General features: G+C 59.5%; 9 protein-coding genes and 1 riboswitch. Of the genes, 2 read left to right on the top strand and 7 right to left on the bottom strand.

What is annotated here, in order from left to right:
- Positions 1–80: IS3 family transposase (locus FE781_RS18200; RefSeq protein ID WP_138790164.1), on the top strand; the 80-nt coding region annotated here is incomplete at its 5' end.
- Between the two features lie 90 nt (positions 81–170).
- Here the strand turns inward: FE781_RS18200 and FE781_RS14800 are convergent.
- Positions 171–401, bottom strand: a complete 231-nt coding sequence (locus FE781_RS14800; RefSeq protein WP_138790404.1) for a DUF2759 family protein — start codon at positions 399–401, stop codon at positions 171–173.
- Between the two features lie 304 nt (positions 402–705).
- On the opposite strand from FE781_RS14800, the gene FE781_RS14805 reads away from it, so the two are divergent.
- The gene (locus tag FE781_RS14805; RefSeq protein WP_138790405.1) at positions 706–2,328 is read left to right on the top strand and encodes a nitrite/sulfite reductase; all 1,623 of its coding nucleotides are present in this window, start codon (positions 706–708) and stop codon (positions 2,326–2,328) included.
- Positions 2,329–2,653: 325 nt separating this feature from the next.
- Here the strand turns inward: FE781_RS14805 and uvrA are convergent, their stop codons facing one another.
- From uvrA to FE781_RS14835, 6 genes are all read right to left on the bottom strand, one after another.
- Positions 2,654–5,545, bottom strand: coding sequence for an excinuclease ABC subunit UvrA (gene uvrA / locus FE781_RS14810; protein ID WP_138790406.1), 2,892 nt, complete (start codon positions 5,543–5,545; stop codon positions 2,654–2,656).
- 70 nt (positions 5,546–5,615) lie between these two features.
- Positions 5,616–7,616 (bottom strand): excinuclease ABC subunit UvrB, encoded by a 2,001-nt coding sequence (uvrB, locus tag FE781_RS14815; protein ID WP_138790407.1) that lies wholly within the window; start codon positions 7,614–7,616, stop codon positions 5,616–5,618.
- 210 nt (positions 7,617–7,826) lie between these two features.
- On the bottom strand, positions 7,827–9,011 hold the full coding sequence (locus tag FE781_RS14820; RefSeq protein ID WP_211346374.1) for an asparaginase: 1,185 nt from the start codon (positions 9,009–9,011) through the stop codon (positions 7,827–7,829).
- Positions 9,012–9,218: 207 nt separating this feature from the next.
- Positions 9,219–10,430, bottom strand: coding sequence for a KamA family radical SAM protein (locus FE781_RS14825; protein ID WP_138790409.1), 1,212 nt, complete (start codon positions 10,428–10,430; stop codon positions 9,219–9,221).
- A 154-nt stretch (positions 10,431–10,584) separates the two neighbouring features.
- Positions 10,585–10,733: riboswitch (cyclic di-AMP (ydaO/yuaA leader) on the bottom strand.
- Positions 10,734–10,785: 52 nt separating this feature from the next.
- Complete coding sequence (locus tag FE781_RS14830; RefSeq protein WP_138790410.1) at positions 10,786–12,138, bottom strand: PDZ domain-containing protein; 1,353 nt, start codon at positions 12,136–12,138, stop codon at positions 10,786–10,788.
- Between the two features lie 102 nt (positions 12,139–12,240).
- Entirely contained in the window at positions 12,241–13,710 is a 1,470-nt protein-coding gene (locus FE781_RS14835; RefSeq protein WP_138790411.1) for a S41 family peptidase, read from the bottom strand.
- Positions 13,711–13,755: the final 45 nt, after the last annotated feature.

Here is a 13,755-nt window from a genome sequence, read left to right on the forward strand (position 1 = left end):
TCCGTTTTTACAATAACGAGCGATTACAGGCAAAACTAAACGGCCTCAGTCCCATGGAATTCAGGACCAAGGCCGCTTAACCGATTTTTATTTTTTTGTACTGTCTACTTGACGGGGGTCAGTTCACAGAGTGGCTCCGCTCGAGATAGCCCGCTTTGAGCAAGCTCCGATCAGTTGGAGAACGTGATGTCCGAACCCATCCAATACATGATCATCAGGACGTCGATGAACAGGAATACCGCAAGGCTAACAATACCGAAACCGATCGCAAATATATTTTTCTGCGGCGCTTTCAGCAAACGGAATACACCGATTGCAATTACGATCGTAAACGCCAGCATGATGAAATCGAATGCCTGGACTCGGCTCACTTCTGCTGCCGCTTCTTCTGCCAGATACATCTGGGGGGCCCCTCCTTTATGTGTATCGCCATATCCACATATCTTTATATATGTTATCCTGTCAAGCCCGGCGATGCAAGCCATTTCGACAGATTTAACAAGTTTGTCACGGCTTACCGCCGAAATCCTATTGACGCCGCAAGCCATAAGCAAGGCCTGTATTTTTCATAATAAAGCCTTATAAGCTTTGAAGCCCCGCAGTATTTACGCTGTTTCGCAAATATGATAGTATCAACATAACGTTATTCTTAGCGAAATTGTCGGAATTCCATTCCTAAAACCAGCAATCAGGGGGGAGCATCCAATGGCTTACGAACCGATTTGGGCGGCGGACCCGTCCAAGTTGAATAAAGTCGAGCTGCAAAAGCTCGAGAAGGACGGCCTTGACGTTATCCGCACGATTATCGAAGAGTATTCGGTGAAGGGTTACGAAGCAATCACCGAAGACGACCTGAACCGCTTCAAATGGGCGGGCGTCTACGAGCAAAAGCCGAAGGGCGAAGGCAACTTTATGATGCGCGTCCGGATCCCCTCCGGCATTCTGAATTCCGATCAAGCCCGCGCGCTGGCCGAGATCGCCCGGCTTTACGGACGCGGCCTGGTCGACGTCACGACCCGCCAGGCGGTGCAGTTCCACTGGCTGCGCGTCGAGCAGCTTCCGGATATTTTCAAACGGCTTGAGGCGGTCGGCCTCTACTCGTACGAAGCCTGCGGAGACTGCCCGCGTACGATCGTCGGCAACCCGTTGGCCGGAATCGATCCTGACGAACTGATCGATACGACCCCAATCGTCGAAGAAGTGAATCGCTTCTTCCTGCTCAACCGGGATTTCTCCAACCTGCCGCGCAAATATAAAATGTCCATCTCCGCCAATATTTATAACAATGCGCACGCGGAGATCCAAGATCTGGCCTTCACCCCGGCCACGAAGGTGATCGACGGCCAGGAAGTGGCCGGCTTCCACGTCTGGGTCGGCGGCGGCCTGTCGGCGAAGCCGCACCTGGCGAAGCAGCTCGATATCTTCGTCCGTCCGGAGGAAGTGCTGAAAGTCGCGATCGGCGTGACCACGATCTTCCGCGACTACGGCTACCGCGAGAAGCGCCACCATGCGCGTCTGAAGTTCCTCGTAGCCGATTGGGGTCCGGAGAAGTTCCTGAATAAGCTGCTGGAGCTGATCGGCGACATGCCGAAGCGCGGCGAAGACAAAATCGCCGGCTGGCAAGCGGCGTATTTCGACGGCGTTCACCCGCAGAAGCAGCCCGGATTGAACTATGTCGGACTGAACGTGCCGGTAGGCCGCATGAACGCCGACGAGCTGACGGAGCTGGCGCGGCTGGCCGACGAGTACGGCGACGGCTCGATCCGCACAACCGTCTCGCAAAACGTGCTGCTGACGGGCGTACCGGACGCCAAAGTCGATGCGCTGCTGCGCGAAAAACTGCTGGAGCGCTTCTCGCCGAATCCGAAGCGGTTCATGAGCCGAACCGTGTCCTGCACGGGCAACGAGTTCTGCAACCTGGCCATCGTCGAGACGAAGGAGCGCGCCCGCCGCGTCGCCGAGTACCTCGACTCCAAGGTCGATCTGGATGAAGAAGTGCGCATCCACTTCATCGGCTGCCCGAACGCTTGCGGCCAGAAGCATATCGCCGATATCGGTCTGCAGGGCGCGCTCGTCAAGACGCCGGAAGGCATGGTTGACGCGTTCGACATCGCCGTCGGCGGCATTCTCGGGCCGGGCGCGAAGTTCAACACCGTGCTGAAGGGCCGCGTGAAGGGCGACGACGTCGGCGAAGTGCTGGAGCAGTTGATCCTGTTCTTCAAGGAAAACCGCAGCCCGGAAGAAACGTTCCACCAATTCTTCCTGCGCGTAGGCGCGGCGGCATTCCAGGAGAAGCTGAACGAAATATTGGCCGTCAAAGCGTCCTGATCGGGCGGCTCTATCAATAAGAGGGGTTGAGCGGAAGCGTTCTTCCGTTCAACCCCTCTTATTGATTCGTACGGTTCCGTTCGGGAACGGTATCGTTCGCCAGCGTTACCCCAGTCCCTTTCCCGTTGTCCGCCTCTTCCCTCCCGCGAACCGTAAGAGTCCGTACGTTGGTGCCCGCATGACCGCCTCAGCTTTCGAACCCCAAGCCCGTAGCCTCACAAGAATCGTGTGTCTCCCGTAGAATCGCGTTTCTCCCGAGCCGCCCGGGTCGGAGCACGACCCGAGGCAGCCTCTCGGCGGAACGCATTGAAGTTGACGCTGAATTTTACACCGCTGAAGGCGATACTTCATTGGCGACGTAGCTCGGCACGTCGGAGCGGAGCGTCCGCTCGCGGTCGCGCTCGAGAATCGGCTTCAAAAATTGCCCGGTATAAGATTCCGGTACGGCCGCAATCTCCTCCGGCGTGCCGACGGCGACGATCGTGCCGCCGCGCGTTCCGCCTTCCGGCCCGAGGTCGATCAGGTAGTCGGCCGTTTTGATCACATCGAGGTTATGCTCGATGACCAGCACCGATTCGCCGCTGTCGACCAGACGATGGAGCACCCTCAGCAGGCGGTCGATATCGTCGACATGCAAGCCCGTCGTCGGCTCGTCCAGGATGTACAGCGTCTTGCCCGTGCTGCGGCGGTACAGTTCCGCGGCCAGCTTCACGCGCTGCGCCTCGCCGCCGGAAAGCGTGGTCGCCGGTTGGCCCAGCGTCATGTAGCCAAGGCCGACATCGAGCAGCGTCTGCAGCTTGCGCTGAATACGCGGAATGTTCTTGAAAAATTCGCAGCCGTCCTCAATCGTCATCTCCAGCACGTCGGAGATCGTCTTTCCTTTGTATTTGACCTCAAGCGTCTCGCGGTTGTACCGTTTGCCCTTGCAGACCTCACAGGGCACGTATACGTCCGGCAGGAAATGCATCTCGATCTTGATGATGCCGTCTCCCCGGCACGCTTCGCAGCGTCCGCCTTTGACGTTGAAGCTGAAGCGGCCTTTCTTGTAGCCCCGCACCTTCGCCTCCTGCGTATTCGCGAAGACGTCGCGGATATCGTCGAACACACCCGTGTACGTGGCGGGATTGGATCTCGGCGTGCGGCCGATCGGCGATTGGTCGATATCGATAACCTTCTCGATATGCTCCAGTCCCCGGATCTCCTTGTGAAGGCCCGGCCGGGTCTTGGCCCCGTTCAGGTCGCGGGCCAGCGCCTTGTACAAAATCTCGTTGACCAGCGTGCTTTTGCCCGAACCCGATACCCCGGTCACGCAGGCGAATACGCCGAGCGGGAATTTGACGTTGACGTTTTTCAGGTTGTTTTCCTTCGCGCCGCGGACCTCCAGCCATTTGTCGCCGGGCTTGCGACGTTTCAGCGGCACGGGGATAAACTTCCGTCCGCTGAGATACGCGCCCGTAAGCGAGTTCGGATCGGCCATCAGCTCCTCCGGCGTGCCTTGCGCGGTGACCGTGCCGCCGTGGATGCCCGCTCCCGGTCCGATGTCGATAATATAATCGGCGGCCAGCATCGTATCCTCGTCGTGCTCGACGACGATCAGCGTATTGCCGAGATCACGCATTTTCTCCAGCGTCGCGATCAGCTTGGCGTTGTCGCGCTGGTGCAGGCCGATGGACGGCTCGTCGAGAATGTAGAGGACGCCCATCAGGCTCGACCCGATCTGCGTCGCCAGCCGAATCCGCTGCGCTTCGCCGCCCGACAGCGTTCCCGCCGCCCGGTTCAACGTCAGGTAATCGAGTCCGACATCAACCAGGAAGCCCAGTCGAGAGCATATTTCCTTCAGGATCAGGTTGGCGATCGTTTTTTCTTTGTCGGTCAGCTTGAGATTTTCAAAGAACGAGCAAGCCTCGCCGACGGACAAGGACGTCACATGGGCGATATTGTGTCCCCCGACAGTGACGGCCAAGCTTTCCGGCTTCAGGCGGTTTCCTTTGCAGGAGCCGCAAGGCTTGGCGCTCATGTACTGCTCGATATACTCCCGGATGCCGTCCGAGGCGGTCTCGCGATAGCGCCGTTCCAGATTGGGGATAATGCCCTCGAACGGGACATAAGCTTCCTTTGTATGGCCGAAGTCATTCTCGTAGCGGAACTTCACCTTTTCCCCGCCGGTCCCGTACAGCAGTTTCTTCATCTGGTCGGGCGTCAGATCACGGACCGGAACGTCCTTCGGGATGCCGTAATGGTCGCACACCGAAGCAAGGAACTGCGGATAGTAGTTCGAGGTGCTGCCCGCCCACGCCTCAAACGCGCCTTCCTCGATGGTGAGCGACGGGTCGGGCACAAGCAGGTCGGGGTCGACGATCATCTTCACGCCGAGACCGTCGCAATCCGGACAAGCTCCAAACGGGCTGTTGAACGAGAACATGCGCGGGGCCAGCTCCTCGATGCTGAATCCGCACTCCGGACAGGCAAGCTTCTGGCTGAACAGCAGCTCCTCCTGCCCCATGACGTCCACGATCACCCGGCCGTCCGCCAGCTTCAGCGCGGTCTCCAGCGAATCCGCCAGCCGGGCGGCCACATCCGGTTTGACGATAATCCGGTCGACGACCACTTCGATGTGATGCTTCTTGTTCTTTTCCAGCTCGATGTTTTCGCTGACCTCGCGCATCTCGCCGTTGACGCGAACGCGGACGAAGCCCTGCTTCTGAATGTCCTGCAGCAGCTTGCCGTGCTCGCCCTTGCGGCCGGAGACGACCGGGGCGAGAATTTGCAGCTTCGTTCTTTCCGGATATTCGAGAATCCGGTCGACCATCTGCTCGACGGTTTGCGCCGTAATCTCGATGCCGTGCGTCGGACAATGCGGCTTGCCGATTCTCGCGAACAGCAGACGCAGGTAATCGTAAATTTCCGTAACCGTCCCCACCGTGGAGCGCGGGTTCCGGCTGGTCGTCTTCTGGTCGATCGAAATGGCGGGAGACAATCCCTCGATCGAATCGACGTCCGGTTTGTCCATCTGGCCGAGAAACTGGCGCGCGTATGCGGACAACGATTCCACGTACCGGCGCTGGCCTTCCGCGTAGATCGTATCGAACGCGAGGGACGATTTGCCGGAGCCGCTTAGGCCCGTCAGCACGACAAACCGGTCGCGCGGAATCGTGACATTGACATTTTTCAGATTATGGGCGCGTGCGCCCTTGACGACGATATGATCCTTGGCCACCGCTTGCTCATCCCTTCATTCGGCCGCGTTCACGGAGATCCCGCTCCGTCGCCGCGTTCCTCGTTTCGTCTCAATCTTCCGCTTTCAGTTCAAGCAGCATATCCCGCAATTGCGCCGCGCGCTCGAACTGCAGATTTCTCGCCGCTTCCTTCATCTCCGCCTCCAGGCGTTCGATGACGGTCTTCCGTTCCTTCTTGGACATCTTCGCCGACTTCACATCGGCCAGGTAATCCGCGCTCGCTTCCGCCGCACGGGTCGCTTCGATGACGTCGTGCACCCGCTTCTTGATCGTCTGCGGCGTAATCCCGTGCTTTTCGTTGTAGGCGATCTGAATCTTCCGGCGGCGCTCGGTTTCCCTGATCGCTTTCTCCATCGATTCCGTGATCGTGTCCGCATACATGATTACGAAGCCTTCGGCATTGCGGGCCGCCCGGCCGATCGTTTGGATGAGGGATCGCTCCGCGCGCAGGAAGCCTTCCTTGTCCGCGTCCAAGATGGCGACCAAGGAGACCTCCGGCAAGTCCAGACCCTCGCGGAGCAGGTTGATGCCGACCAGCACGTCGAACACGCCGAGTCGCAGATCGCGCAAGATATGCATCCGCTCGAACGTCTTGGTGTCGGAGTGCATGTACCGCACTTTGATCCCGACTTCCTTCAGATAATCGGTCAAATCCTCGGCCATTTTCTTCGTCAGCGTCGTCACCAGCACGCGCTCGTCCTTGGCGACGCGCTTGTTGATCTCGCCGATCAGGTCGTCGATCTGGCCTTTGGTCGGCCGCACCTCGACGATCGGGTCCACCAGTCCGGTCGGGCGGATAATCTGCTCGACCACCGTCGGGCAATGCTCCAGCTCGTACGGGCCGGGGGTCGCGGAGACAAAGATCGCGTTCTTGATCTTCGCCTCGAACTCCTCGAACCGCAGCGGGCGATTGTCGAGCGCCGACGGCAGGCGGAATCCGTGCTCCACGAGCGCTTCCTTGCGCGCGCGGTCGCCGTTGTACATCGCCCGGATTTGGGGAAGGGTCACGTGCGATTCGTCCACGACGACGAGCATGTCGTCCGGGAAGTAATCCAGCAGCGTGTACGGCGTCGACCCGCGCTCGCGGAATGTCAGATGGGCCGAGTAGTTCTCGATGCCGGAGCAGAAGCCCATCTCCAGCATCATCTCCATATCGTAGCGGGTCCGCTGCTCCAGCCGCTGCGCCTCCAGAAGCTTCCCTTTGGCGCGCAGCTCCGCAAGCCGCTCCTCAAGCTCGATCTCGATGTTCGCGACGGCGCGTTTCATATTTTCCGACGCCGTGACGAAGTGGGAAGCCGGGAAAATCGCGACATGGTCGCGCTCGCCGATAATCTCGCCGGTGAGCACGTTGATCTCGGTGATCCGTTCGATCTCGTCGCCGAACAGTTCGACGCGGATAGCCCGCTCGTCCATGGATGCGGGGAAGATTTCGATCGTGTCCCCCCGCACGCGGAATGTACCCCGAACGAAGTTCATGTCGTTGCGCTGATATTGGATGTCGACCAGCTTGTGCAGAATCTGGTTGCGCGGCCGCTCCATGCCGACCCGCAGCGACAGCACAAGATCCCGGTACTCTGTCGGAGAACCGAGACCGTAGATGCACGATACGCTCGCCACGATAATGACGTCCCGCCGCTCGAACAGCGAGCTCGTCGCGGAGTGGCGCAGCTTGTCGATCTCTTCGTTGATGCTGGAATCCTTCTCAATATACGTATCGGAGGCGACGATGTACGCCTCCGGCTGATAGTAGTCGTAGTAGCTGACGAAATACGATACCGCATTGTCCGGGAAAAATTCCTGGAATTCGCTGCACAGTTGCGCTGCCAGCGTCTTGTTGTGGGCGATAACCAGGGTGGGGCGATTCAACTGCGCGATGACGTTCGCTATCGTATAAGTTTTGCCCGTACCGGTTGCCCCGAGCAGCGTCTGGTAACGCTTGTTCGCCCGGACGCCTTCGACAAGCTGCCGGATCGCCTCCGGCTGGTCCCCTTGAGGCTTGTAATCCGACTTCAGGCTGAACGGCTTCTCCAGCAAATCGAAATCGCTTCTCATGAAATCCCCCGATTGTTCCGCCTCAGCGGAAATAAGAATACATGTTCCCGTTTCATTATACCGCTTTGCGAACCCGGATGCAAACGGAAGGTTTTACTTTTCTTGCGAATTCGGGAATGAGGATCGGCCGGCCCCTTCGGCTTTGTAAATAAAAAAGAGGCGGCCCCCGGCCGGCTAAAGCCGGAGGCCAACCTCGGAACGCGTGCGAAATCAGCTTGCGGCTCGGAGCTCCGGAGCCGGAATATCCTGAGCCGCGTATTCGGCGAACCATTGCTTCATCGTCTCGAAATCGTCGGTGAAGGAAAGCGTCAACAGCAGCATGATGCGGGCGTGGTACGGGTTCAGGTTATCCCCCGGCAAAATGCCTTTTTCCCCGCCGTAAATGTTGCCGGAACCGGTACGGGTGGTCGTCACGAACACGACGCCTTTCTCGATAGCCTTCGCTCTCTCTTCGCGCATAGCCGCCGAGATGCCGCCCGCGCCCGTACCGGCCGTCACGATGCCGTCGGCTCCGCCTTCGACAAAGCCTTTTATCGCTTCGCCGCCCGCCCCTTGATACGAATAGGCGATTTCGACTTTGGCAAGATCCTCCTTGCCGATCTTTCTCAGGTCGAAGGGCGTCGCCCATTCCTCGTCCGGCTTTAAGGCCCGCGCCGGCGCGCGATAGAGCCGGATGTTTTTCTCATCCACATACCCCAGCGGGCCGAAGCCCGGCGACTGGAACGTGTCAATCCGCAACGCATTCGTCTTCGTCACTTCCCGGACGGCATGAATTTCATCGTTCAGCATCAGCACCGTACCGAACTTGGTGGTCTTGCCGCTTCCGGCAAGGTAAATAGCGTTGTACAAGTTGGCCGGAGCGTCGGAGCCGATGACCGTCCACGGCCGCATCGCGCCGGTGATGACGACCGGTTTTTGACTGCGTACCGTCAGATCGAGGAAATAGCCGATCTCCTCCATCGTATCCGTGCCCGTGGTGACGACAACTCCGTCGTATTTCTCCAGGGCTTGATCGACGGCTAGAGACAGATCGTACAGATCCGGAATTGTATACGCCGAAGAGCCCTTATTGCCGAATTGATACGTATTCACGTCCGCGATTTGATCTTTGTTCGGCAACGATTCCACCATCTTCTCGATGGCCAGCGCGCCGGATCGGTAGGTTTGGAAGCTGGTTGCGTCGGTAGACTGTCCCGAAATCGTGCCGCCGGTTCCGATCACAAGCACGTTCGGACGCTTGTTCAGTTTCTGAAGTACGGTGATGTCCGGCAGAGGAAACTTGGGTGTGGCCGCTTCAGCCGCGGCCGATTCCGTCCCCGCGGCGGCTGCGGTAGAAACGGCGGACAAGGCGGTAGCAATGGAAAGTAACATGACGGATGATTTGCGAAACTTCATTTGTGAGCGCCTCCTTTGTAACTCTAGTGTTATTATATATAACATAAATATTTCGATCAATAGGTTTTCAGAAATATTTTCATAGTTTTCATATATTCGTGTTAGATTATATTACATAAATCCGCTGTCGACGCAGCAAAAAGCCGCGCCCATGACAGACCGACCTCGGTCTATCATCGGCGCGGCTTGCTGGACGCGCGGGGGATTCTATACCTTTTGCCGCACAGCCGTCTGACCTTCGCGCGCCTGCTTGCGCAGGGCCATCCGCTGCGGCATATCCGGCAGCTCGTTGACGCTGACGACGGCATCCGTCCGTTTGACCGGCTTCGTCCAATACTTCTCGCTGCCCGGCAAATCGTCGAACCACGCCGCCTCCGGAGGGCAATCCAGCACCATGAACTTGCCGTACTCCCCGTCGCGGGACTGATGATATTTCAAATACGCCTTGCCGTTTTCGATCGCCAAAATTTCGATCTTGCCCGACGTGTGGCTCATCGACAAGCGCACCCTTTTGCCCAGACCGGACGTGCGGGCTTTGGCTTCTTCAACGAGGCGGTATACCTTTTCAAGCGGAAGGACAAAATCCCGATTGCCCGCCACCGGACGGTTGACGAAGAAATAATACGGCGTGATGCCGCTCCATGACAGACGGTCGAGCAGCTCGGCCAGCACTCCCGGGTCGTCATTGATGCCCCGCAGCACCGGCGTCTGGTTCACGACGATGACCCCCGCATCATGCAGGGCCTGGAAGCCGCGGCGGGCTTCTTCCGTAATCTCGCGGGGATGATTGATATGAGCCATGACATAAATGCGCTTCTCCGGCGTGGAGTGCTCCCGCAGAAGCTCCAGCAGCTCCGCGTCCTCGTAAATTCGCATCGGATTAAACACCGGAATCTTCGAGCCGAGCCGGATGATCTTCACATGCTCGATCTCTCTCAGCCGCTCCAGAATCATCCGCAGCTTGGCTGTCGCCAGGATCAGGCTGTCGCCGCCCGTCAGCAGCACATTGTTGATCTCGGGATGCGCCGCGATATATTGCAGCCCCGGCTCGACGTCGGACATCGCTTCCTTGACGTCGTTGCGGAACAGCCGCTTCCGGAAGCAGTATCGGCAGTAAGCGCCGCATACTTCCGACACGATCAGCAGCACCGTCGTCTTGTATTTGTGCTGGCAACCCGGCACCACGTAGTTCGTGTCCTCGTCCGAGGCGTCCCAGCGCCCGTATTCCGCGAGCTCTCCCTCGTTCGGGATAACCAGCTTGCGGATCGGATCGTGCGGGTCGTTCCAGTCGATCAGATTCAAGTAGTAATCGTTCACCCGAAACACAAATTTGTCCGTAATCGCCTTAAGTCGTCTTCTCTCTTCCTCCGGTATAGCCGTTATCTTGTCGATATCGGTGATATACTTCGGCTGAGGCATTCTCATTCCTCCCTCTCTCGGATTGGCGGGGAGAGCGAGCCGCGCAGCCGGAACCCCGAAAAAACGAAACGCAACGCACAGGACCTTGAAATACAAAAAACGACCCGAATAGGGTCGTTAATCGTCATCGCTGGCCGCATGGCGGCACGGGAAGTCATGGACCCATCCACTGCTGACGAGGTTAGCTGACGGGCTCGGGAAAGATGGTTCCCTACGTCCGGCTTGCGCCGAACAGACTCGCCCCAAAAACATTGGTTCCCCCGCTTCCCGGCAGTTTGACCGGGAATTAAGCGTACACAGATCGTATCATAAATTGGCGGAAAAGTCAAACAATTATCCGTTCTGTGTCAAAAAGTTAGGCGTCCTGCGCCTCTTGCGAACGGACGGAACTCGCCCCGCCATGTCCCCGGCGCGCCCGGCGCGGGCTCAGAACCGCCCATAAACCGGCCGGTCCCGGAGCAGCCGTATACGGAGCCTCGTCATCGGGGCAAAGCAATAGTCCCAACTGATGATGCTCCCCGGCATAAAGGGAACGGCTGAGAAATCTCACCTCTCCCCGAATATCGAGCACCTCCAGCTTGCAGAACGCCGGATTGCTGCGAAGCGCGGCATGCAGTTCGGCCCGCGAACGGACCGGCATTCCGTTTACCTTGCGGACAATCTCCCCGGGTTGTATGCCGAGTCCCGCCGCCGGACTGGCCGGCAGCACCGCCAACACCTTCAAGCCGCGATCGTCATGCACGTACAACGGTCTTCGCTGGCTCTCCAGCCAACCGTCCAGCCAGACGAGCCCTTCGTGCAGCGCAAGCGCCAGCAGAGCCGCCGGAACGGCAATGGCGGGCATCCATTCGGCCGCAAACGCGAGAAGCAGCGCAAACGTCCCGTACAAAGCGACGTTCCGGGCGCTCTCCCGGGCTTTGTCCCGCGGCAGCTTGGATACCGTTAACGAGCTGAATCCGATCAGGACGGGAAACGGCAAAATCCACCAGCCCGATTCCCACAGGCCGTCTCCGAACGGAAGCTTCCACGGAAGCAAGGAGGACGACGATTCGACCAAGCCGAACATCCACGCCGCGTTTTCCGCGGGCGCCGGCGCCAGCAGCAGCAAGGGGACCGGCCAATACTGCTGAAGCTTGTACCCGCCGACCGGCTTGCCCCGCTTGCCCTCCAGAAACACGGGCATCGCCGACCGGCCTCCCGTCCAGCCGATCAGCAGCGCTTCCCCCAGATGCAGCACCCCCACGACCGACAGCAACGAAGGCACATCGATCGCCTGCAGCCAGTCCGCGACGACGCCCGCGCCGATCGCCTCCAGACCGTCCGCTACCGCCGGGATGGAAGACAATCCGTGAAGCGCTCCCGCCACTCCGACCGCATAGGCCAAACACAGAAACCGGAACCGAATCCAAACCGCGGCCACGGACACCACCCAGAGGATCGCCAGCGTTTCCGGCTGCAGAGCCGCGCCAAGCGCCAGCATCGCCGCCGACGCCGCCAGCCCGGCCACAATCCCCGTCCATACGCGATTCCAGGTTTCGCGCCCGTACGCGTGCAGCCGCACAGCGAACAAGAGCCGTTCCGTCGCCGTCTGATCGCGGTAATGCAGGAGGATCATCGCTATCGCAACATATATAAAGGGCTGCAAAGCAACGGCCGCCAAAGCTTCGGCCGCATGCCGCAGCAACTCGATCCAGATATTCGTATTCATCAGTTGAGCTCCTCGCTAATAAACCTCTGCCGAGGCCGACTCCAGATTAAATCAGAACAAATAATTCGACGCAGCGGTTCCGTTTCCTGCCATACGCCGAAATTATCGGGCAATCCCCGCCAACCGCCTCAACTCGCCCAGCGCCGCTTTTCTCTGCGCATCCCGCTCGGGATCGCGGATCGCGCGCATCGCGGCTTCCTCCAGGCGGTCGGCGGTCGCCGCATCGACGGTGCCGTTCGCCGGAAGTCCCTCGGCCGTCTGAAAGGCGACCAGAGCCGCTTCGGTACCTCGGTCGAAGTAGCCGTCCGTACGCCTGGGATCGTATCCCGCCGCCTGCAGGAACAACTGCACGTTTCTCACATCCGGGGAATTGGCATCGAACTTCCATTCCTCCTTGCGGGTCAGCAGCGTCGCTCCGTAATAAGCCGGCTGCGCCACCTCGACGTCCGGCGCGATTCCCTTCTCGTGGACCCAGTTGCCGGTAGGCGTCAGCCACTTCTTGATCGTCATTTTAATGACGCTGCCGTCGCCGAGCTGCTGGTCGAAGGGATACTGCACCGTCCCTTTCCCGTACGTCCGCTCGCCTACGATCCTGGCGCCCGCCTTCTCGCGGAGAGCCGCCGCCAGCACCTCCGAAGCGCTGGCGCTGCCGCCGTTCACCAACACGACGATCGGGTACGAACGGCCGCTGCCGGTCGACTTCGTCGTGATTCGCTCGCCATCGCGCCCTTCCGTATGGACGATCGGTTCGCCGTTCGGGATGAACGGCTCCGCGATGCCCGAGGCGGCCGTCAGCACGCCTCCGGGGTTGTCGCGCAAATCGATCACAAGCCCTCTCAAGCCGCCTTCCCGCTTCTCAAGCTTGTTCAGCTCCTCCAGAAACCGTTCCTGCGTCCGCGCGGCGAATTGCCGGATTTCGATCTCGCCCAGGCCGTCCGGCAGCTCTTGCGCGTACACCGTCTCGTAATCGACGTCGTCGCGGACGACCGTCAGGTGCAGCAGCGTGCCCCCGCGCAGCACTTCCAGTTTGGCCTGGGACCCTTTTGGGCCGCGGATTTTGGCGACCGCCTCCGTCAGCTTCAACCCCTGCAGCGACTCGCCGTTCACCGACAGAATGACGTCCCGGGGCCGAAGGCCGGCCTTCTCCGCCGGCGAGCCCCGAATCGCCGAGATCACGGTCACTCTGCCATCCTCCAGCATCACTTCCGCGCCTACGCCCTGGAACGTCGGCTGCAAGGTGGAGTGCAGCATCTCCGCCTCGTCGGCATCCATATAGACGGAATGAGGGTCGCCGAGCGACGCCAGCATGCCTTCGATGGCGCCGTCGACGAGCTTGTCCGAATCCGGCGCGTTCAAGTATTCCCTTGTGATCAGCCGATAAGCGGCATCTATCTTATCCGCCTGCTTCTCCGTCAACCCGCCCGGCATCCGCTCGATCGCCGTCGGATGCACGCCGGCCGACGTCGGCAGCAATTCCTGCTCCATCCAAAGCAGCGTCAACAGGCTGCCGGCGAACATCGCCAACAGCAATACCGCCGTCAGACGCAGTCCGTTATATCGATTACCGCGCATGCGCGCCACCGTCCCGATCCGTAAAATGGAAGAAAGAGCCTGTCA

Origin of the sequence: Paenibacillus thermoaerophilus (genome assembly GCF_005938195.1) — a bacterium.
GTDB lineage: Bacteria > Bacillota > Bacilli > Paenibacillales > Reconciliibacillaceae > Paenibacillus_W > Paenibacillus_W thermoaerophilus.

Excerpts from the sequence above, each read along its gene's own strand:
- FE781_RS14800 (WP_138790404.1), bottom strand. The coding sequence starts at position 401 with ATGTATCTGGCAGAAGAAGCGGCAGCAGAAGTGAGCCGAGTCCAGGCA.
- FE781_RS14805 (WP_138790405.1), top strand. The coding sequence starts at position 706 with ATGGCTTACGAACCGATTTGGGCGGCGGACCCGTCCAAGTTGAATAAA.
- uvrB (WP_138790407.1), bottom strand. The coding sequence starts at position 7,616 with ATGAGAAGCGATTTCGATTTGCTGGAGAAGCCGTTCAGCCTGAAGTCG.
- FE781_RS14820 (WP_211346374.1), bottom strand. The coding sequence starts at position 9,011 with ATGAAGTTTCGCAAATCATCCGTCATGTTACTTTCCATTGCTACCGCC.
- FE781_RS14825 (WP_138790409.1), bottom strand. The coding sequence starts at position 10,430 with ATGCCTCAGCCGAAGTATATCACCGATATCGACAAGATAACGGCTATA.
- FE781_RS14830 (WP_138790410.1), bottom strand. The coding sequence starts at position 12,138 with ATGAATACGAATATCTGGATCGAGTTGCTGCGGCATGCGGCCGAAGCT.
- FE781_RS14835 (WP_138790411.1), bottom strand. The coding sequence starts at position 13,710 with ATGCGCGGTAATCGATATAACGGACTGCGTCTGACGGCGGTATTGCTG.